The sequence below is a fragment of the Stutzerimonas sp. Brlt_14 genome, assembly GCF_051948915.1.
Lineage (GTDB): Bacteria > Pseudomonadota > Gammaproteobacteria > Pseudomonadales > Pseudomonadaceae > Stutzerimonas > Stutzerimonas stutzeri.
This window is the reverse complement of sequence record NZ_JAYJLM010000008.1, coordinates 84,980-105,777: the sequence shown is the minus strand read 5'-3', so window position 1 is coordinate 105,777 and position 20,798 is coordinate 84,980. Positions and strand designations below refer to the sequence as shown.

General features: G+C 64.5%; 18 protein-coding genes, 2 tRNA genes and 1 pseudogene. 10 read left to right on the top strand and 11 right to left on the bottom strand.

Annotated features, from left to right (window positions below; translation table 11 throughout):
- Nucleotides 1-55: 55 nt before the first annotated feature.
- Together VF716_RS19275 and VF716_RS19270 are read right to left on the bottom strand one after the other, a co-directional pair.
- Nucleotides 56-1,663, bottom strand: a complete 1,608-nt coding sequence (locus VF716_RS19275) for a carboxyl transferase domain-containing protein (RefSeq protein WP_011914287.1) — start codon at nt 1,661-1,663, stop codon at nt 56-58.
- Between the two features lie 112 nt (nt 1,664-1,775).
- Entirely contained in the window at nt 1,776-2,939 is a 1,164-nt protein-coding gene (locus tag VF716_RS19270; protein ID WP_011914286.1) for an isovaleryl-CoA dehydrogenase, read from the bottom strand.
- 319 nt (nt 2,940-3,258) lie between these two features.
- On the opposite strand from VF716_RS19270, the gene VF716_RS19265 reads away from it, so the two are divergent.
- The 10 genes and pseudogenes from VF716_RS19265 (at nt 3,259) to VF716_RS19220 (ending at nt 13,653) form a co-directional block, all read left to right on the top strand.
- Nucleotides 3,259-4,281: a UV damage endonuclease UvsE gene (locus VF716_RS19265; RefSeq protein WP_125851440.1), complete on the top strand. Its 1,023-nt coding sequence runs from the start codon at nt 3,259-3,261 to the stop codon at nt 4,279-4,281.
- Between the two features lie 280 nt (nt 4,282-4,561).
- Nucleotides 4,562-6,244, top strand: a complete 1,683-nt coding sequence (locus tag VF716_RS19260; RefSeq protein WP_013983784.1) for an AMP-binding protein — start codon at nt 4,562-4,564, stop codon at nt 6,242-6,244.
- A gap of 57 nt (nt 6,245-6,301) precedes the next feature.
- Nucleotides 6,302-6,907, top strand: coding sequence for a peroxidase-related enzyme (locus VF716_RS19255; RefSeq protein ID WP_020308425.1), 606 nt, complete (start codon nt 6,302-6,304; stop codon nt 6,905-6,907).
- A gap of 166 nt (nt 6,908-7,073) precedes the next feature.
- A pseudogene (locus tag VF716_RS19250) lies at nt 7,074-8,281 on the top strand (OprD family porin).
- A gap of 312 nt (nt 8,282-8,593) precedes the next feature.
- The gene (locus VF716_RS19245; protein WP_020308424.1) at nt 8,594-9,370 is read left to right on the top strand and encodes an ABC transporter ATP-binding protein; all 777 of its coding nucleotides are present in this window, start codon (nt 8,594-8,596) and stop codon (nt 9,368-9,370) included.
- Nucleotides 9,367-10,083 (top strand): ABC transporter ATP-binding protein, encoded by a 717-nt coding sequence (locus tag VF716_RS19240; RefSeq protein ID WP_013983780.1) that lies wholly within the window; start codon nt 9,367-9,369, stop codon nt 10,081-10,083. The genes VF716_RS19245 and VF716_RS19240 overlap by 4 nt, the downstream gene beginning before the upstream one ends.
- Before the next feature lie 76 nt (nt 10,084-10,159).
- The gene (locus VF716_RS19235) at nt 10,160-11,377 is read left to right on the top strand and encodes an ABC transporter substrate-binding protein (protein ID WP_084904250.1); all 1,218 of its coding nucleotides are present in this window, start codon (nt 10,160-10,162) and stop codon (nt 11,375-11,377) included.
- A 69-nt stretch (nt 11,378-11,446) separates the two neighbouring features.
- Nucleotides 11,447-12,334, top strand: coding sequence for a branched-chain amino acid ABC transporter permease (locus VF716_RS19230; RefSeq protein ID WP_013983778.1), 888 nt, complete (start codon nt 11,447-11,449; stop codon nt 12,332-12,334).
- A gap of 2 nt (nt 12,335-12,336) precedes the next feature.
- Nucleotides 12,337-13,344, top strand: a complete 1,008-nt coding sequence (locus VF716_RS19225) for a branched-chain amino acid ABC transporter permease (protein ID WP_020308416.1) — start codon at nt 12,337-12,339, stop codon at nt 13,342-13,344.
- Nucleotides 13,345-13,449: 105 nt separating this feature from the next.
- On the top strand, nt 13,450-13,653 hold the full coding sequence (locus VF716_RS19220) for a hypothetical protein (protein ID WP_020308415.1): 204 nt from the start codon (nt 13,450-13,452) through the stop codon (nt 13,651-13,653).
- Between the two features lie 64 nt (nt 13,654-13,717).
- Here VF716_RS19220 and ychF read toward each other — a convergent pair whose 3' ends face one another.
- From ychF to VF716_RS19175, 9 genes are all read right to left on the bottom strand, one after another.
- Nucleotides 13,718-14,818 carry a redox-regulated ATPase YchF gene (gene ychF / locus VF716_RS19215; protein WP_019406794.1) on the bottom strand — a complete coding sequence of 367 codons (1,101 nt, stop codon included), beginning with the start codon at nt 14,816-14,818 and terminating at the stop codon, nt 13,718-13,720.
- A gap of 24 nt (nt 14,819-14,842) precedes the next feature.
- Nucleotides 14,843-15,427 carry an aminoacyl-tRNA hydrolase gene (pth, locus tag VF716_RS19210; RefSeq protein WP_014597511.1) on the bottom strand — a complete coding sequence of 195 codons (585 nt, stop codon included), beginning with the start codon at nt 15,425-15,427 and terminating at the stop codon, nt 14,843-14,845.
- Nucleotides 15,428-15,460: 33 nt separating this feature from the next.
- On the bottom strand, nt 15,461-16,078 hold the full coding sequence (locus tag VF716_RS19205) for a 50S ribosomal protein L25/general stress protein Ctc (RefSeq protein ID WP_014597510.1): 618 nt from the start codon (nt 16,076-16,078) through the stop codon (nt 15,461-15,463).
- A gap of 119 nt (nt 16,079-16,197) precedes the next feature.
- Nucleotides 16,198-17,139, bottom strand: coding sequence for a ribose-phosphate pyrophosphokinase (locus tag VF716_RS19200; protein WP_003294564.1), 942 nt, complete (start codon nt 17,137-17,139; stop codon nt 16,198-16,200).
- 78 nt (nt 17,140-17,217) lie between these two features.
- Nucleotides 17,218-17,292: transfer RNA gene (locus tag VF716_RS19195), tRNA-Gln, on the bottom strand.
- Between the two features lie 47 nt (nt 17,293-17,339).
- A tRNA-Gln gene (locus tag VF716_RS19190) sits at nt 17,340-17,414 on the bottom strand.
- Between the two features lie 18 nt (nt 17,415-17,432).
- Nucleotides 17,433-18,293, bottom strand: a complete 861-nt coding sequence (gene ispE, locus VF716_RS19185) for a 4-(cytidine 5'-diphospho)-2-C-methyl-D-erythritol kinase (RefSeq protein WP_049338980.1) — start codon at nt 18,291-18,293, stop codon at nt 17,433-17,435.
- Entirely contained in the window at nt 18,294-18,914 is a 621-nt protein-coding gene (gene lolB, locus VF716_RS19180; protein ID WP_013983771.1) for a lipoprotein insertase outer membrane protein LolB, read from the bottom strand.
- 3 nt (nt 18,915-18,917) lie between these two features.
- Nucleotides 18,918-20,645, bottom strand: coding sequence for a tetratricopeptide repeat protein (locus VF716_RS19175; RefSeq protein WP_125460510.1), 1,728 nt, complete (start codon nt 20,643-20,645; stop codon nt 18,918-18,920).
- Nucleotides 20,646-20,798: the final 153 nt, after the last annotated feature.

Here is a 20,798-nt window from a genome sequence, read left to right as displayed (position 1 = left end):
CGGCATCCTCGATGCGACTGCAGGCGCCGGCGCGCTCGGCTGCCGGCGGCACGGATTACATGCGGAACACGCCGAAGCGGGTCGGCTCGATCGGCGCGTTCAACGCGGCGGACAGCGCCAGCCCCAGCACCTCGCGGGTCTGCGCCGGGTCGATCACGCCGTCGTCCCACAGCCGCGCGCTGGAGTAATAGGGATGGCCCTGGCGCTCGTACTGTTCGAGGATCGGCTGCTTGATGGCCGCCACCTCATCGTCGCCGAGGCTCTTGCCGGCGCGCTCGCTCTGTTCCTGCTTGACCTGGGCGAGCACCCCGGCGGCCTGTTCGCCACCCATCACGGCGATGCGCGCGTTGGGCCACATCCAGAGGAAGCGCGGGTCGTAGGCGCGGCCGCACATGCCGTAGTTGCCGGCACCGAAGCTGCCGCCGATGAGCACGGTGAACTTCGGCACCTGGGCGCAGGCCACCGCAGTGACCAGCTTGGCGCCGTGCTTGGCGATGCCACCGGCCTCGTATTTCTGCCCGACCATGAAACCGGTGATGTTCTGCAGGAACAGCAGCGGAATGCCCCGCTGGCAGGCCAGCTCGATGAAGTGCGCGCCTTTCTGCGCCGCCTCGGCGAAGAGGATGCCGTTGTTGGCGAGGATGGCGATCGGGTAGCCGTGCAGATGGGCGAAGCCGCAGACGAGGGTGGTGCCGAACAGCGCCTTGAATTCATCGAACTCACTGCCGTCCACCAGCCGCGCGATCACCTCGCGGACATCATAGGGCTGCTTGGCCTGCGCCGGGATCACGCCGTACAGCTCGTCGGCGGCATACAGCGGTGCGCGCGGTTCGCGGGTCTGCAGCTGGCCGAGCTTGCGCCAGTTGAGGTTGGCCACGCAGCGGCGGGCGATGGAAAGCGCGTGCTCGTCGTTCTCGGCGTAGTGGTCGGCGACGCCCGAGGTCTTGCAGTGCACGTCGGCGCCGCCCAGTTCCTCGGCGGTTACCACTTCGCCGGTGGCAGCCTTCACCAGCGGCGGGCCGGCGAGAAAGATGGTCGCCTGGTTGCGCACCATGATGGTCTCGTCGGCCATCGCTGGCACGTAGGCGCCGCCGGCAGTGCAGGAACCCATCACCACAGCGATCTGCGGGATGCCCATGGCGCTCATGTTGGCCTGGTTGAAGAAGATGCGGCCGAAGTGCTCGCGGTCCGGGAACACCTCGTCCTGTCGCGGCAGGTTGGCGCCGCCGGAGTCCACCAGGTAGATGCAGGGCAGGCGGTTCTCGCGGGCGACGGTCTGCGCGCGCAGGTGCTTCTTCACCGTCAACGGGTAATAGGTGCCGCCTTTCACGGTGGCGTCGTTGGCGATGATCATGCACTCGACGCCTTCGACGCGGCCGATCCCGGCCACTACGCCGGCAGCGGCGACATCTTCGCCATAGACCTCATGGGCGGCCAGCGGCGCGAGTTCGAGAAAGGCCGAGCCGGCGTCGAGCAAGGTGTCGATGCGCTCGCGCACCAGCAGCTTGCCGCGCGAGACGTGGCGCTGCTGGGCGGTGGCGCCGCCGCCTTCGCTGACACGGCCGAGCAGGGCGCGCAGGTTGTTCACCTGTTCGAGCATCGCCGCGCTGTTGGCGGCGAACTCCGGCGAACGGGTATTGATCTGGGTGTGCAGGATGGCCATGGTTGGCTCCGTTCAGTTCCATCATGGATGGCTCTGCCATCCACCGACTGCGGTGGAAAAACGCTTCGCGGTTTTCCACCCTACGAGGGTTGGGCGTTGTTCCGCCCGCAGCTCACCTGGATTCGTTGAACAGCTCGCGTCCGATCAGCATCCGGCGGATCTCGCTGGTGCCGGCGCCAATCTCGTAGAGCTTGGCGTCACGCAGCAGGCGGCCGGTGGGGAATTCGTTGATATAGCCGTTGCCACCGAGGATCTGGATCGCCTGCAGGGCCATCTGCGTGGCGTTTTCGGCGGTATAGAGAATCACCCCGGCGGCGTCCTTGCGGGTGGTCTCGCCACGGTCGCAGGCCTGGGCGACGGCGTAGAGATAGGCACGGCTGGCGTTGAGCTGGGTGTACATGTCCGCCACCTTGCCCTGAATGAACTGGAACTCGCCGATGCTCTGACCGAACTGCTTGCGGTCGTGGATGTAGGGCACCACCACGTCGAGGCAGGCCTGCATGATCCCGGTCGGGCCGCCGGCCAGTACCACGCGCTCGTAATCCAGGCCGCTCATCAGCACCTTGACGCCGCCGTTCTCGACGCCCAGCACGTTCTCTTGCGGCACCTCGACGTCATCGAAGAACAGCTCGCAGGTGTTGGAGCCACGCATGCCGAGCTTGTCGAACTTGTTGCCGCGGGAGAAACCTTTCCAGTCGCGCTCGACGATGAACGCGGTGATGCCGTGCGGACCCTTGTCCAGGTCGGTCTTGGCGTAGATTACGTAGGTGTTGGCGTCCGGGCCGTTGGTGATCCAGGTCTTGCTGCCGTTGAGCACGTAGCGGTCGCCGCGCTTTTCGGCGCGCAGCTTCATGGAGACCACGTCGGAGCCGGCATTCGGCTCGCTCATGGCCAGCGCGCCGACGTGTTCGCCGCTGATCAGTTTGGGCAGGTAGCGGGCCTTCTGCTCGGGGTTGCCGTTGCGGTTGATCTGGTTGACGCACAGGTTGGAGTGGGCGCCGTAGGAAAGGGCTACCGAGGCCGAGCCGCGGCTGATCTCTTCCATCGCCACCACGTGGGCCAGGTAGCCAAGGCCGGCGCCGCCGTATTCCTCGGAGACGGTTACGCCGAGCAGACCCATCTCGCCGAATTTCTTCCACATGTCGGCCGGGAACAGGTTGTCCTGGTCGATGGCCTCGGCGCGCGGCGCCAGCTCGGCGGCGACGAAGGCCTGGACCTGCTCGCGCAGCATGTCGATGGTTTCACCGAGGGCGAAATTGAGGCTGGAGTAGTTCATGGGGCCACCTGCTGGTCTTGTAATTGTTCTGTGTTCAGAGAATTCGTGCATCCGGCGGGTTCCGGCCGGCGCTCCGGTCGCAGCCTGAGCGCCTTCGGGAAGTGGCTGCTCGCTGCTTTACGTTAACGTAAAGGTCCGCCGGCGGTCTGTCAACATGCCAGCGGGCGGCGTTCTGCAAGCATAGGTGCACGGCAAGGGCGGTGCCGCCGGCCATGGATGCCGCGGGTGGTGTTTCGTCGGCGGTCGGGCACTCGGCTCGACGCGGGCGGGACTAAACAGGCAATGGTCGGAGCGCCGGCCTGTCATCGACGAGGAATCCATGCCCCGTATCGGCTTCGCCTGCATGTATCGCCATCCGCAACAGAGCCTCTCGCTGAAGGAGCTGGAGCGCATCGAGCGCACCTTCAACCCGCGCAGCACCACGCTGCGCTGGATGGCCTCGGCGGGGCGCGAGGCGGCCGAAGCGAAGCTCGAGGAGATCGTCGAGCACAACCTGAACGCCCAGCGGGTGTTGCTCGAATACGTCGCCACGTTGCCGCCGATGCTGCGCATGTTGCGGCTGTCCAGCGACCTGCTGCCGTTCTACAGCCATGCCGAGATCGCGCCGTTCTACCGCCGCGCCGAAATGCAGAGCCGCCTCGAGGCGGGTTTCGCCGCGATCGGCGAACTGGCGCGGGCCCACGACATCCGCCTGTCGATGCATCCCGGCCAGTACTGCGTGCTGGGGTCGGACAAGCCGCAAGTGGTGGAGAACAGCCTGGCGGAATTCGAGTACCACGCCGACATGATCCGCATGATGGGTTATGGCCGACGCTTTCAGGACTTCAAGTGCAACCTGCATATCGCCGGGCGGCTCGGCGCCGAGGGTGTGCGTGCCGTGTGGCCGCGCCTGTCGAGCGAGGCGCGCCAGTGCATCACCTTCGAGAACGACGAGAAGACCTATGGCCTGGACGACTGCCTGAGCCTCGCGGACCTCGCGCCGGTGGTGCTGGACATCCATCACTGCTGGATTCACGAGGGCCGCTACATCGAGCCGGACGACCCGCGCATCGAGCGTGTTCTGGAAAGCTGGCGCGGCGTGCGGCCCACCATGCACTACTCGCAGCCGCCGGAGCGCCTGATGGAGCTGGGCTTCGCGCCGGAGCGGAAGCTGGAAATCCCCGAGTTGCTGGAGCAGGTCAGCAAGCGCGACCTCTATGCGCACAGCAAGCGCATGTGGAACCGCTGGACGAATCGCTATGCGTTTCAGTTTCTGGACCGCTTCGACATCATGCTCGAAGCCAAGGACAAGAACCTCGCTGCGCTGGACTTCCATCACGAGTACCAGTGCGAATGCGCCTGATGGGGGAGCGCGCGGCATCATTGCGAAGCACCTGAATCCGTGCCGCGATTGCCTGCATCCAGGCATGCCATGGCCGTCTGATCTGACCCGCAGGGATCCCGCGCCACACCGCTGGATACTGGCTATTTGCCTCCTCGCGCCCTCGACTTTCGCCTACTCCGCGACATGTTGTCACTTAGTTACCTTTACGTTAACGTAATCGTGGCCTAGGGTGACTGTCAGCAGCGCCAGCGCCCTTGCGAGTACGCCTCATAACAAACATAAGACTGAGGAAATCGTCATGAGTCTTCCGAGCTATACCTGCGGACCGCAGAGCAAACCCCTGTTGCCCATGACCATCGGCGCGGCGTTCGACCGTACCGTGGAGCGCTTCCCCCAGCGTGAGGCCCTGGTGGTGCGCCATCAGCAGCTGCGTTACACCTGGGCGGAACTGGCAGAGGCGGTGGACCGTTGCGCGCGTGGCCTGCTGGCCCTCGGACTGCAAGCTGGCGAACGAGTGGGCATCTGGTCGCCGAACAATGCCCAGTGGTGCATCACCCAGTTCGCCACCGCGAAGATCGGCGTGGTGCTGGTCAACATCAATCCCGCCTACCGCCTCAGCGAACTCGAGTACGCCTTGAAGCAGTCCGGCTGCCGCTGGCTGATCTGCGCCGATGCCTTCAAGACGTCCGATTACCACGCCATGCTCCACGAGCTGCTGCCGGAGCTGGAAAGCGCCGCCGTCGGGGCCCTGCAGAGCCATATGCTGCCCGAGCTGCGCGGGGTGATCAGCCTGTGCGACAAGCCGGTGGACGGCATGCTGCAGTGGCAGGCGCTGATGGAGATGGCCGAGCAGGTCGGCCCCGAGCAGTTGCGCCAGTGCGGCGAGCGCCTCCAGTTCGACGACCCCATCAACATCCAGTACACCTCCGGCACCACGGGCTTCCCCAAGGGCGCCACGCTCAGCCACTACAACATCCTCAACAACGGCTACATGGTCGGCGAGAGCCTCAGGCTGACCGAGCACGACCGCCTGGTGATCCCGGTGCCGCTGTACCACTGCTTCGGCATGGTCATGGGCAACCTCGGCTGCGTCACCCACGGCACCACCATGATCTACCCGAGCGCCGCCTTCGAGCCGCTGGCCGCGTTGCAGGCTGCGGCCGAGGAAAAGGCCACCGGCATGTACGGCGTGCCGACCATGTTCATCGCCATGCTCGACCATCCGGAGCGCCAGTCGCTGGACCTGAGCAGCCTGCGCACCGGCATCATGGCCGGCTCCACCTGCCCGATCGAGGTGATGAAGCGCGTCATCGACGACATGCACCTGGCCGAAATGCAGATCGCCTACGGCATGACCGAAACCAGCCCGGTCTCCACCCAGACCAGCGCCGATGACGACCTGGAACGCCGCGTCACCAGCGTCGGCCGCACCCAGCCGCACCTGGAAAGCAAGATCGTCGACGAGCACGGCGCGGTTGTGCCGCGCGGGCAGATCGGCGAACTCTGCACCCGCGGCTACAGCGTGATGCTCGGCTACTGGAACAACCCGGATGCCACCCGCGAGGCCATCGACGGCGCGCGCTGGATGCACACCGGTGACCTCGCGGTGATGGACGACGAGGGTTACATCAAGATCGTCGGCCGCAACAAGGACATGATCATCCGCGGCGGCGAAAACGTGTACCCGCGCGAGATCGAGGAATTCCTCTTCACCCACCCGGCGGTGGCCGACGTGCAGGTGATCGGCGTGCCGGACAGCAAGTTCGGCGAGGAGATCGTCGCCTGGGTCAAGCTGCACCCGGGCCATCAGGTCGAGGCCGAGGCGCTGCGCGAGTTCTGCAAGGGCCGCATTGCCCACTTCAAGACGCCGCGGCACATCAAGTTCGTCGACGACTTCCCGATGACCATCAGCGGCAAGGTCCAGAAGTTCCGCATGCGCGAGATCAGCGTGGTCGAGCTGGGCATCAGCGAACAGCACTGACCGGCACCGGCCGGGTTCGCCCGGCCGGCCATTCGCTCATCCGAAATGGAGCTTTCCATGGCGCTGCCTACTACTCAGTCGATCAGCCGTTTTCCGCTGCCCGACAGCCTCGACACACTGCCCTCCGACCTACGCGAGCGGATTCTTGCCGTGCAGGAAAAGGCCGGTTTCATTCCCAACGTGTTTCTCATGCTCGCCCATCGGCCGGCGGAGTTTCGTGCCTTCTTCGCCTATCACGATGCGCTGATGGAGCGCGAAGCGGACAGCCTGACCCAGGCCGAGAAGGAGATGATCGTGGTCGCGGTCAGCGCCGACCACGGCTGCCTGTATTGCGTGGTCGCCCATGGCGCGATCCTGCGCATCCTCGCCAAGGACGCGCAGCTGGCGGACCAGATCGCCGTCAATTACCGCACCGCGCCGCTCTCCGAACGGCAGCGCACCATGCTCGACTTCGCCCTGCACCTGGCCGCCGGCCGCGGCGTGCTGAACGACGCCTGGCAGGGACGCCTGGAGGCCCAGGGTTTCAGCCTCGATGACATCTGGGACATCGGCGCCATTGCCGGACTGTTCGGCCTCTCCAACCGCCTGGTGTCCATGGCGCGCACCCCGCCCAACGACGAGTTCTATCTGCTGGGCCGTATGCCCAGAATCACCGCGCGCTGAGCGCGACACCGCATTACCGCATGAGGTGGTAATCCGAGCCCGGGCAGTTCGCAGTCGGGCTCAACAGCTGCATCAACGATCACAACAACAAGAGAGAAAGCTATGCAACTTGAAACCAGCAAGCCGGACCTTCCTGCTTACCAGCCTGGCTGCAGCCATCCTGGGCATGTCCAACACGGCTTCGGCCGCCTTCATCGAAGACAGCAAGGCCAGCATCGACCTGCGCAACTTCTACATGAACCGCGACTTCCGGCAATCTGGCGCCGCTCAGTCCAAGGCCGAGGAGTGGGCCCAGGGCTTCATGCTGAAGATGGAATCCGGCTACACCGAAGGGCCGGTCGGCTTCGGTCTGGATGCCATCGGCCTGCTCGGCGTCAAACTCGACTCCGGCTCCGGTCGCGGTGGCACCGGCATCCTGCAAAGCGACCGCGACGCCCCCAACCGTGCCCAGGACGACTACGGCTCCGCCGGTGTGACGGCCAAGGCCAAACTGTCCGCCACCACCCTGCACGTTGGCACCCTGCAATCCATCCTGCCGGTGGTGATGCGCAACGACAGCCGCCTGCTGCCACAGACCTATCGCGGCGCCTGGCTGCAAAGCAAGGAGATCGACGGCCTGACCCTGGACCTCGGCAAGCTCGACCGCGTCAACCAGCGCAACTCCTCGGATAACGAGGAAATGACCGCCTTCAACGGCGGCCGCCGCAACATCCAGTTCGGCAGCCAGACCAGCAGCGACGAATTCTTCTTCGCCGGCGCACGCTACGCCTGGTCGCCCGAGCTCAGCACCAGCTACTTCTACGGCGCGCTGGACGGCATCTACAAAGAGCACAACTTCGGCCTGGTCCATGTGCTGCCGCTCGGCGACAAGCAGAGCTTCAAGACCGACCTGCGCTACGTGCACCAGACCGACGACGGCGGCAGCAACGTAGACGCCGATGCCTTCGGCGCCATGTTCACCTACAAGCTCGGCGGCCACGCCTTCGGCGCCGGCTATCAGCAGCTCAATGGCGATACCGGCTTCGCCTACATCGCCGGTAGCGACAACGCGCTGGTCAACCTGGTGCAGATCAACGACTTCGGCAATGAGGATGAACGCTCCTGGCAGGTCCGCTACGACTACGACTTCGCCGCCATGGGCATCCCGGCCTGAGCCTGATGACCCGCTACCTCTCCGGCGACAACGTCGACCGCGGCCCCGGCGCCAGTGAAGGCAAGACCTGGGAACGCAATACCGACCTCGCTTACGTGTTCCAGAGCGGCCCGCTGAAGAACCTCGGCCTCAAGCTGCGCAATGCCACCACCCGCAGCAACTTCCAGAGCGACATGGACGAAAGCCGCGTCATCGTCAGCTACAGCCTGCCGTTATGGTAACCGCAACGCCGCAGTGAACCTCCTCGTTGGAATTTCCGGGCCGCACAGGCCCGGCTTTTTCGCGTGATTGGAGACGCTGCCTTCGGCTTTCCGGTGCTACGCGAACGGGGCGAACAGGAAAATGGGCGCCTAGGGGTAATTGCTCACGATGTGGTGCGATGCTGGCTATTTGCCTGCAAACTGCACGCTTTTATCGCTCAATCACCTGTTTGAAAAAAAAGCCACTTGCCGTTTGCGGAAACCGTCGTTTACGTAAAGGTCATGCAGCGACCTGCGCCATAACCAACAACAATCAAGGTTAGAGGGCACCCCATGGAACCAGAGTTCGTGCTGGAAACGCGCGGCCTGACCAAGGAATTTCGCGGCTTCACCGCCGTGGATTCCGTCGATCTGAAAGTCCGTCAGGGCCACATCCATGCGCTTATCGGCCCCAACGGCGCCGGCAAGACCACCGTATTCAATCTGCTCACCAAATTCCTCACGCCCACCCGTGGCGAGATCCTCTATCGCGGCAAGAACATCACCTCGATGAAGGCCAACGAGATCGCCCGGCTCGGCCTGGTGCGCTCGTTCCAGATATCCGCCGTGTTCGGCCACATGAGCGTGCTGGAGAACGTGCGCGTCGCGCTGCAGCAGAAGATGGGCACCTCCTTCCACTTCTGGAAGTCCGAACGCAGCCTGCGCGAGCTGGACGATCAGGTGATGCAGCTGCTCGCCGAGGTCGACCTGCAGGCCTTCGCCCAGACCCTGGCCGTCGAGCTGCCCTACGGCCGCAAGCGTGCGCTGGAGCTGGCCACCACCCTGGCGCTGGACCCCATCGTGCTGCTGCTCGACGAACCGACCCAGGGCATGGGTGGTGAGGATGTCGACATGGTCGTCGAGCTGGTGCGCAAGGCCGCCGCCAATCGCACGGTGCTGATGGTCGAGCACAACCTCAGCGTGGTCAGCCGGCTGTGCGATCGCATCACCGTGCTGGCGCGCGGCTCGGTGCTTGCCGAAGGCGACTACGACAGCGTGTCGGCCAACCCGCAGGTTCGCGAAGCCTATCTGGGCAGCGAAGCCGCCACGCTCGAGGAGGCCCACGCATGAACCCACCCATGGATCGCGATCAGCTGCGCATCAGCGACCTGCATGCCTTTTACGGCGAGTCGCACATCCTGCATGGTGTCGATCTGGTGGTTGGCCGCGGCGAGCTGGTGACGCTGCTCGGGCGCAACGGCGCCGGGCGCACCACCACGCTGCGGGCGATCATGAACATGGTCGGGCGCCGCACCGGCTCCATCGTGGTCAACGGCAACGAGACCATCGGCATGCCGGCCCACCAGATTCCACGGCTGGGCGTCGGCTATTGCCCGGAAGAGCGGGGCATCTTCGCCAGCCTGAGCGTCGAGGAGAACCTGCTGCTGCCGCCCACGGTGCGCAGCGGCGGCATGAGCCTGGACGAGCTCTACGAAATGTTTCCCAACCTGTATGAGCGTCGTTTCAGCCAGGGCACGCGGCTCTCCGGCGGCGAGCAGCAGATGCTGGCCATGGCGCGCATCCTGCGCACCGGCGCCAACCTGCTGCTGCTCGACGAGATCACCGAAGGCCTGGCGCCGGTCATCGTGCAGAAGCTCGGTGAGGTGCTGATCAAGCTCAAGCAGCGCGGCCTGACCATCGTCCTGGTCGAGCAGAACTTCCGTTTCGCCGCGCCATTGGCCGACCGTCATTACGTGATGGAGCACGGCCGCATCATCGAAGAGATCGAGGCGGCCGACCTGGATTCGAAAAAGGAGTTCCTCAATTCCTGTCTCGGGGTGTGAGCCTCAGGAAGCTGAAAACCGGCCGCAGTGGATGCCGGCCCGAACCACAACAAAAACAATCGAGAGTGGTGACTACATGAGCTTTTTCCGCAAGCGCGCAAGCGCCATTCTGGCTGCTTCCCTGATCGCCACGGCCGCCCAGGCCGAGATCAGCAACGACGAAATCCGTATCGGCTATCTGGCCGACATGTCCGGTACCTACCGCGACCTCTCCGGCCCCGGCGGCCTGGAGGCGCTGAAGATGGCGGTGGAGGATTTCGGCGGCACGGTCGACGGCAAGAAGATCGTCGTCTTCCATGCCGATGACCTGAACAAGCCGGACGTCGGCGCCAACACCGTGCGCCAGTGGATCGACGAGCGCAACGTCGACATGGTGACCGGCATGGTCGCCAGCTCCGTGGTGCTGGCGGCGAGCAAGGTGGTGGAGCAGGGCGGCAAACTGGCGCTGATCTCCGGCGCGGCGGCCTCCAGCATCACCAACGAGTTCTGCTCACCGAACCATATCCACTGGACCTACGACACCTACGCGCTGGCCAACGGCACGGCGAAGGCGGTGCTCGCCGATGGCGGCAAGAGCTGGTACATCCTCACTGCCGACTATGCCTTCGGCCACGCCATGGAAGCCGACATCACCAAGGTGGTGGAAGGTGATGGCGGCAGCATCGTCGGCAAGGTTCGCCATCCGTTCCCCAGCAGCGATTTCTCCTCCTACATGCTGCAGGCCCAGGGCTCCGGCGCAGAGGTGATCGCCCTGGCCAACGCCGGCGCCGATACCGTCAACTCGCTGAAGACCGCCAGCGAGTTCGGCGTCACCCAGTCCGGGCAGAAGCTCGCCGGCATGGTGGTGTTCCTCAACGACATCCACGCCATGGGCCTGGAAGTGACCCAGGGCCTGATGCTCACCACCGGCTGGTACTGGGACATGAACGAGGAGACCCGCGCCTGGGCCCAGCGCTACTACGAGCGCACCAAGCGCATGCCGACCATGGTGCATGCCGGCATCTACTCGGCGACGACTCACTACCTGAACGCGGTGAAGGCCGCCGGCACCGACGAAACCGTGGCGGTGCGTGCACAGATGGCCAAGACCCCGGTCAACGACATGTTCGCCAAGGGTGGTCAGATTCGCGAGGACGGCCGCATGGTGCACGACATGTACCTGGTGCAGGTCAAGACACCGGCCGAGTCCAAGGGCGAATGGGACCTGTACAAGATCGTCAGCACCATCCCCGGCGATCAGGCCTACCGGCCGTTGGCCGAAAGCCAGTGCTCCAAGCTGGTCGCCAAGGACTGACCGGCTGATCCGCGCCATCACCCGGCCGGCGGCGGCCGGGTGCCACGGACTTCCTTTGGGTGGTGAACCATGACTCTCGTATTCGGCGTTCCTCTGAGCGTGCTGCTCGGGCAGCTGCTGCTCGGCCTCATCAACGGGGCGTTCTACGCGCTGCTGAGCCTGGGCCTGGCGATCATCTTTGGCCTGCTGCGCATCATCAACTTCGCCCACGGCGCGCAGTACATGCTGGGCGCCTTCGTCGCCTTCCTCGGGCTGAACTACCTGGGCGTGAGCTACTGGGTCGCGCTGGTGCTGTCGCCGCTGCTGGTGGGCTGCCTCGGCATGGCCATCGAGCGAGGGCTGCTGCGGCGCATCGCCAATGAGGACCATCTCTACGGGCTGCTGCTGACTTTCGGTCTGGCGCTGATCGTCGAGGGCAGCTTCGTCAAGCTGTTCGGGGTGTCCGGCTCGTCCTACCCGATGCCGGAACTGCTGCGCGGCGGCTTCAACCTCGGCTTCATGTTCCTGCCGACCTACCGCGCCTGGGTGATCGTCGCCGCGCTGGTGGTGTGCCTGGCGACCTGGTACGTCATCGAACGCACCCGCCTGGGCTCGTATCTGCGTGCCGGTACGGAGAACCCCAAGCTGATGCAGGGCTTCGGCATCAACGTACCGCTGCTGGTGACCCTGACCTACGGCTATGGCGTCGCCCTGGCGGCCTTCGCCGGCGTGCTGGCGGCACCGATCTACGCGGTGACGCCGGGCATGGGTTCGAACCTGTTGATTGTGGTGTTCGCCGTTGTGGTGATCGGTGGCATGGGCTCGATCCTCGGCGCCATCGTCACAGGCGTGGCCATGGGCCTGATCGAAGGGCTGACCAAGGTCTTCTATCCGGAAGCGGCCAATACCGTGGTGTTTCTGGTCATGGTGGCGGTGTTGTTGATTCGTCCTGCGGGACTCTTCGGGAAGGAGGCATGAGCATGACGAATACGGCCAATACCCAGGCGGCCTCGGTGCTGCAGGCCAGCGTGGTGCGCGAGCGCCGGCATGCGGCGGCGCGGCGGCAGAAGATCTTCTATGCGGTGCTGCTGGTGATCGCGCTGCTGGCGCCGCTCGCGGTGTACCCGGTGTTCCTGATGAAGCTGCTGTGCTTCGCGCTGTTCGCCTGCGCCTTCAACCTGCTGCTGGGCTACGCGGGCCTGCTGTCCTTCGGCCATGCGGCGTTCTTTGCCACCGGCGGCTACATCACAGGCTACATGCTGAGCAGCTACAGCGGACTCAGCACCGAGCTGGGCATCCTCGCCGGCACCCTGGCCTCGACGGTGCTCGGCGCGCTGTTCGGCATGCTGGCGATCCGCAGGCAGGGCATCTACTTCGCCATGATCACGCTGGCTCTGGCGCAGCTGGTGTTCTTCGTCTTCGTCCAGGCGCCGTTCACCGGCGGCGAGAACGGCCTGCAGGGCGTGCCGCGCGGGCACCTGTTCGGCCTTGTCGACATGAAGAACAACATGGCGATGTACTACTTCGTGCTGGCGGTGTTCGTGCTCGGCTTCGCCATCATCCAGCGCACCATCCACTCCCCGTACGGTCAGGTGCTCAAGGCCATCCGCGAGAACGAGCCGCGCGCCGTGTCGCTGGGCTACAACGTTGATCGGCACAAGCTGCTGGCCTTCGTCATCTCGGCGGCGCTGGCCGGGCTGGCCGGTTCGACCAAGACCGTGGTGTTCCAGCTGGCTTCGCTGACCGACGCCCACTGGCACATGTCGGGCGAGGTGATCCTGATGACCCTGCTCGGCGGGGTCGGCACCATCCTCGGCCCGCTGGTGGGCGCCACGGTGGTGGTGACGCTGCAGAGCTACCTGTCCAACGGACCGCTGGGCGAATGGGTGCACGTGATTCTCGGCGTGATCTTCGTGCTCTGCGTGCTGCTGTTCCGCTCCGGCATCGTCGGCTGGCTGGAGCGGCTGGTGAAGCGCAACTTCAAGTAGCGAGATACGCACGCGGCAGCGGCGCGCCGCCTGGCGATGCAGCTGCCGCGAACCCTGCGCGTGGATGCCTGCCTAATCTTCCAGGCCTCACCGGGAGACACGACCATGCTTGCCCGCGAACACTTGACCCATCCCCATCCCCATCGCGCCTGGCCCTGGCGCGCCGACGAATCGCCGCTCAACGATCTGGACGATGCCGAAAGCGACACCGAGCTGGATGCCCCGGACGAGCTGCCGGAAGAAGTCCTCGAACAGCTGGAGAAAGTCGCGCCACCACCAGAGCCAGTTCCCGACCCAGGGCCGCTGTAACCGGCTCAGGCGGAAACGAAAAGGCCCCGACGAGTCGGGGCCTTCAGGCGAGCGTCGAGCGTGCTCAGACGTTGAAGCGGAAGTGCATCACGTCGCCGTCCTTGACGATGTATTCCTTGCCTTCCAGGCGCCACTTGCCGGCTTCCTTGGCGCCGGCTTCGCCCTTGTACTGGATGAAGTCGTCGTAGGCGATGACTTCGGCGCGGATGAAGCCCTTCTCGAAGTCGGTATGGATCACGGCGGCGGCCTGCGGCGCCGTGGCGCCGACCTTGACGGTCCAGGCGCGAACTTCCTTCACCCCGGCGGTGAAGTAGGTCTGCAGATTGAGCAGTTCGTAGCCGGCGCGGATCACGCGGTTCAGACCCGGCTCGTCCATGCCCATGGTCTCGAGGAACATCTGCATCTCTTCCAGATCGTCCAGCTCGGCGATCTCGGCCTCGATCTTGTTGCAGACCGGCACGACGATGGCGCCTTCTTCCTCGGCGATGGCGTTGACCACGTCCAGGTGCGGATTGTTCTCGAAGCCATCCTCTGCGACGTTGGCGATGTACATCACCGGCTTGGTGGTCAGCAGGTGGAAGGTCTTGGCCAGACGCTTTTCCTCGTCGCTGAAATTCTTCAGCAGGGAGCGGGCCGGCTTGCCTTCGGTGAGGTGGGGAATCAGTTTCTCCAGCAGCGCCTTTTGCGCAACCGCTTCCTTGTCACCGCCCTTGGCGGTACGGGCGACGCGCTGCAGCTGCTTTTCGCAGCTGTCGAGGTCGGCCATGATCAGCTCGAGGTCGATGATCTCGATATCGCGCTTGGGATCGACGCTGTTTGCGACGTGAATGACGTTCTCGTCTTCGAAGCAGCGCACCACATGTGCAATCGCATCCGTCTCGCGGATATTGGCGAGGAACTTGTTGCCCAGGCCTTCACCCTTGGACGCGCCGGCGACCAGGCCGGCGATGTCGACGAACTCCATGGTGGTCGGGATCACCCGCTCCGGCTTGACGATGGCCGCCAGCGCGTCGAGACGCGGATCGGGCATCGGCACGATGCCGCTGTTCGGCTCGATGGTGCAGAAGGGGAAGTTCTCCGCCGCGATGCCGGACTTGGTCAGGGCGTTGAACAGGGTGGACTTGCCGACATTGGGCAGACCGACGATGCCGCAGTTGAATCCCATGGTGATCTTGCCTCGGAGTTAGGTTCAGGCCTTCTGGCTGTGCAGGCGCTGCATGGCGCGCGTCCAGTCGCCGGCCAGGATTTCCGGCACGACATCCAGTGCGAAGTCGATGCTGGCGTCGAGCTTCTCGCGCTCGGCCTGCGGCGCCCGCCCCAGCACGTAGCCACTGACCAGGCTGGCGTGGCCCGGATGGCCGATACCCAGGCGCAGGCGATGAAAGCTGTTCTGGTTGCCGAGCTTGGCGATGATGTCGCGCAGCCCGTTGTGCCCGCCATGACCGCCGCCCTGCTTGAGCTTGGCGACGCCGGGGGGCATGTCGAGTTCATCGTGGGCGACCAGGATGGACTCGGGAGGAATTCGGAAAAAGCCGGCCAGTGCCGCCACCGCCTGACCGCTGCGGTTCATGTAGGTGGTGGGGATGAGCAGGCGGATGTCTTCGCCCTGATGGCTGAACTTGCCGACCAGGCCGAAGTACTTGCGATCGTTGCTGAGCGAGACGCCCTCGCGGGCAGCCAGACGCTCAACGAAAAGGGCCCCCGCGTTATGCCGGGTCTGGTCGTATTCAGGGCCTGGATTTCCCAGGCCGACGATCAGTTTTACGGCAGTCACGACGGGGGCCCCTTCTTCGGCTAGGCGAGTGGATTACTCGGCAGCGCCTTCTTCTTTCGGAGCGTCTTCCTTGCTCACGCGCGGAGCGTGAACGTTGGCAACCGGCAGGTCGCTGCCGTGGGCCAGGGAAACCAGCTCAACGCCTTTCGGCAGCTTGATGTCGGTCATGTGCAGAACCTGGCCGACTTCGACGTTGGCCATGTCGACTTCGATGAATTCCGGCAGGTCTTGCGGCAGGCAGGAAACTTCGACTTCGTTGAGGTTGTGCAGGATTTCGCCGCCTTGCTGCTTCACGCCAACCGAGGTTTCCTGGTTGATGAAGTGCAGGGGTACGGTAGCGGTCAGCTTGTGGCCGGCAACGACGCGAACGAAGTCGGCGTGCAGGACGAAGCTCTTGGCCGGATGGCGCTGCAGGGCCTTGATCAGAACGGATTCGGTCTGGCCGTCGACGTTCATGCTCAGCACGTGGCTGAAGGAGGCTTCGTTTTCCAGCAGCTTGGCCAGATCTTTGGCCAGGATGCTGATGGACTGCGGGGCCTTGTCGCCACCATAGATGACGGCCGGAACCAGGGCGGCGTTACGACGCAGGCGGCGGCTCGCACCTTTCCCCAGGTCGGAACGCACTTGGGCATTCAGGGTGAAATCGGTCATTTCGTTTCTCCAGTAACAACATTACCCGTCGCGCTTGCGACCAGCGCTCGGGCTGTTGGGCAAAAAGCCCCGCGCGAGGCGGGGCACATTACGTTCAGTGCGGTGTGCCAAGCGTTCGCTTAGCGGAACATCGCGCTGATCGATTCGGCATTGCTGATGCGGCGTACCGCTTCAGCCACCACTGGCGCGATGTCCAGCTGGCGAATTCGGGTGCAAGACTGGGCGGCGGCCGACAGCGGAATGGTGTTGGTCACCACCAGCTCGTCGAGCACGGAGCCTTCGATGTTCTCGATGGCGCGACCGGACAGGATCGGGTGCGTGCAGTAGGCGTAGACCTTGGCAGCGCCATGGTCTTTCAGCGCCTTGGCGGCATGGCAGAGGGTACCGGCGGTGTCGACCATGTCGTCGACCAGGATGCAGGTACGGCCTTCGATGTCACCGATGATGTGCATCACTTCGGACTGGTTGGCCTTCGGGCGACGCTTGTCGATGATCGCCAGGTCGACGCCGAGGGACTTGGCCACGGCACGGGCACGCACCACGCCACCGATGTCGGGGGAGACGATCATCAGGTTCTCGAAGCGCTGGGCCTGGATGTCGTCGACCAGGACCGGCGAGCCGTAGATGTTGTCCACCGGCATGTCGAAGAAACCCTGGATCTGGTCGGCGTGCAGGTCGACCGTCAGGACGCGGTTGACGCCGACGACGTCGAGCATGTCGGCCACGACCTTGGCGCTGATCGGCACACGGGCCGAACGCGGACGGCGATCCTGACGGGCATAGCCGAAGTAGGGGATCACGGCGGTGATGCGCGAAGCCGAGGAGCGGCGGAAGGCATCGGCCAGCACCACCAGTTCCATCAGGTTGTCGTTGGTCGGCGCGCAGGTCGGCTGAATCAGAAAGACGTCCTTGCCGCGAACGTTCTCGTTGATCTCGACACTGATTTCACCGTCGGAAAACTTTCCGACGTAGGCATCACCGAGGGGGATATGCAGCTGACGTACGACACGCCGGGCCAGATCGGGGTTGGCGTTCCCCGTGAAGACCATCATCTTGGACACGCGCAGTACCTGCCTGAGGGTGGGTCCGATGAATAAAAAGCTGTTCAAAAGGCGAGCTCTTGAACAGCTTCAAGTGTATGGCAGGGGCGGCTGGATTCGAACCAACGCATGCCAGGATCAAAACCTGGTGCCTTACCGCTTGGCGACGCCCCTGTAGGGTCAACTTCTAGTGCGCTGATCGTACGAACCTTGGAAGGTTATGGCAGGGGCGGCTGGATTCGAACCAACGCATGCCAGGATCAAAACCTGGTGCCTTACCGCTTGGCGACGCCCCTGTATCGTACAACCTTGTGCTACGCACTCGCTTCCTGTGCCATCCGTTCCAGGCTTCGGTGCAACATCGAGACGTTGCGGCCGCGGGCCACGAAACTCGGCAAAGTGGCTGGAAGTTGGCGGCGGACTTTATCAGCCTCGCCCTCGTTTGGGAAGCTCCCAAACACACAAGCTCCAGTGCCGGTCATCCTTGCCTGAACGAATTTGTTCAACAAGCTCAAAGCGTTACGAACTTCGGGATAACGCTTCTCGACCACCGGCTGACAGTCGTTATGACCGCCCCCTGCAAGAAGGCTGCGAACTGTAATGGCCGGGGTATTACGTGTCAACTCCGGGTCGGCAAATATTTCCGCTGTACTAACAGAGACTTGCGGCGCTATGACGAGGAACCAGGGCTCGGGTAGATCGACCGGTTGCAGGCGCTCTCCGACCCCTTCGGCGAAGGCCGCGCGACCGCGAACGAACACCGGTACATCGGCCCCGAGGTTCAGGCCCAGTTCGGCCAGGCGATCTTCGCCAAGTCTGGTATTCCACAGATGGTCGAGGCCGACCAGGGTGGTGGCGGCATCCGAGCTGCCGCCGCCGATTCCGCCGCCCATGGGCAGGCGCTTGGTCAGCTGGATGTCGGCGCCCAGCGCACAGCCGCTTTCGCGCTGCAGCAGGCGTGCGGCACGGACGATCAGGTTGCTGTCGTGGTCGACGCCTGGCAATTCGGTGAGCAGGCGAATCTGCCCGTCCTCTCGCGGACGCAAGACCAGTTCGTCACCGTAATCGAGGAACTGGAACAGGGTCTGCAGCTCGTGATAGCCATCGGCACGACGCCCTGTGATGTGCAGCATCAGATTGAGCTTGGCCGGCGCCGGCAGGGTCAGCATCTGCATTCAGCGGCCCAGCTGGCGCGGCTGCCAGTCTTTGACCACCAGGGTGATCTGCAGGTCATGGCCTTCCAGGCGGATGCGCTCGGGCAGGGTGAAGCCGTTGTGCTCGGCATAGGCCAGGTAGTTCACCTGCCAGCCGTCCTGCTCCAGGCGCGCCAGGCGGCTGTCGCTGTCCAGGCTCAGGCGGCTGCGGCTGTCCGGTGCGGGCAGGCCGCGAACCCACCACAGCAGGTGCGATACCGGTAATTGCCAACCGAGCTGAGCCTCTACCAGCGCTTCCGGCGAATCCGCTTCGAAGCGGCCTTGGCCGGCCACTTCCAGTGAAACGGCGTCCGGTCGGCCGGTCAGTCGGGTGGCGCCGCGGCCAAGCGGGCCGGAAAGGCGTATGTCGAAATACTCCTGGCGCTGCAGCCAGAACAGCGTGCCGCTGCCGGATTCCTGCGGCGCTCGGATGCCGATCTTACCGCTGATCTGCCAGCCGTCGAGGGTCTCGACCTGGCTGCGGTGCTCCTTCCAGGCCGCCGCGTTGCCGGGGCCTTCGACCGATTCGCGCGGGCCCATGCCGGCACAGCCGGCGAGCAGCAGGGCCAGACAGGGGGCGACGAGTTTTTTCAGCAGGGTCATGGCTCAGGGCTTCTCCGATCCGGTCAGCCGCTTGAGCGTTTCGCGCAGGATCTGGCTGTCGGGTTGTAGTTTGAGTGCCTTCGACCAGACCGCGCGGGCCTCGCTGCGTTCACCCTTGGTCCAGAGTACCTCGCCCAGGTGCGCCGCCACTTCGTGGTCGGGGAAGCGCTGCAGGGCCTTGCGCAGCAGGGCCTCGGCTTCGCTGAGGTTGCCCAGACGGAAATTGACCCAGCCGAGGCTGTCGAGAATCGCCGGGTCATCGGGGTTGAGCTGGTAGGCCTGTTCGATCAGCTGCAGTGCTTCCTGATGGCGATCGGTGCGGTCGGCGAGGGTGTAGCCGAGGGCATTGAGCGCCATGGCATTGTCCGGCTCACGCTCGATGATGAAGCGCAGGTCACGTTCCAGTTGGCCCAGGTCGCCGCGCTTCTCGGCAAGCATGGCGCGGGTATACAGCAGGTTGAGGTCGTCGGGAAATTCGTCGAGCGCCTGCTCGACCAGGCTCCAGGCCTGCTCGGTGCGGTTGTGCTCGGAGAGGGCTTCGATCTCGATGAGATACAGCTGGATGGCATAGTCGGGTTGCTGCTGACGGGCGTCGGCCAGCACCGCGGAGGCTTCTTCGTCGCGGTTGGCGGAATACAGCAGTTGGCTCTGCAGCAGCTTCGCCGGGAGGAACTCGTTGCCTGGGCCGACCTGCGCCAGTGCGGACAGTGCCTTGGCATTCCGCCCCATGGCCTGATAGGCGCGGCCGAGGTTGAAGTGGGCAGCATCGACATGGCTGCCGCGCTCGACCAGCTCCTCGAGGTAGACGGTGGCTTCGCGCCAGGCTTCGGCCTCCATGCAGACCAGGGCCATGGAGAAGCGCAGGTCATCGTCGGCGGGGTACTGCTGAACCAGGGTGGCGAACTCGCCCATGGCGTCTTCCAGGCGTTCCTGTTCGACCAGCAGACGCGCATAGGTCAGGCGCAGGCGCTTGTCCTCGGGATGCTGCCGCAGGCTTTTCTCCAGCAGTGTGAGGGCCTCGTCGCTGCGTTGCAGGCTGTGCAGCAGGCGCGCCTCGAGCAGGATGGAGGGGATCTGCCGCTGCTTGGCCGGCTGCTTCTGCAGCAGGGCGAGCGCTTCCTCGCTGCGATCGTCCTGTTGCAGAAGTACGGCCTTGCCAAAGGACAGCTGCGGATTGTCCGGGTGCCTGGCCAGCAGCTTGTCGAAGCTCTGCAGCAGGCCGGCGCGGGTATCGGGGTCGGTTTCTGAAGCAGACAGCGCGAGGAAGTCGAAATGCGTGTCGCCCTGGCCCTGCAGGACTTTCTCCATGAACTCCAGCGATTCTTCGTAGCGCCCGGCACGGGCGAGCTGCACGGCGGCAGCGCGCTGGGCGTCGAGATTCTCCGGCGCATTGCGTGCCCAGATCAGTGCCGTATCCAGTGCGGCCTGGTCGGCGCCGAGGTATTCGGCGATGCGAAAGCCGCGCTCGGCGACACCGGCATCCTGGGTCGCATGCGCCTGCTGTACATAGTTGCCCAGGGCGATGTCGAAGCGATTTCGCTGTCCTGCCAGTTCCGCGACCAGCAGTGCATAGAGCGATTCGCGGCTGAACGAGCCCTGCGCCGGCTCGGCAACCGGCGCACTCGATGGCGCTGCATCCTCGACCGGCGGGGCGCTTTCCGGCGCCTGCTGCAGGAAGGTCTGACAGCCGCCGAGTAACAGCAGGGCGGCGAATGCGGCAAGTCTATTCATAGAGGAAATGTACGGCTGGTGTGCGGTCGCGGCATGATGACACAAGCCGCCGGGCAAGCCCATGGCCGCCAGAATGGTGCCAGGTGACGGGCATGGTCATCGAATCGGACAATCAAGGGCAATGGTTGTTCTCCATCAGACGAAGTAGGAGAA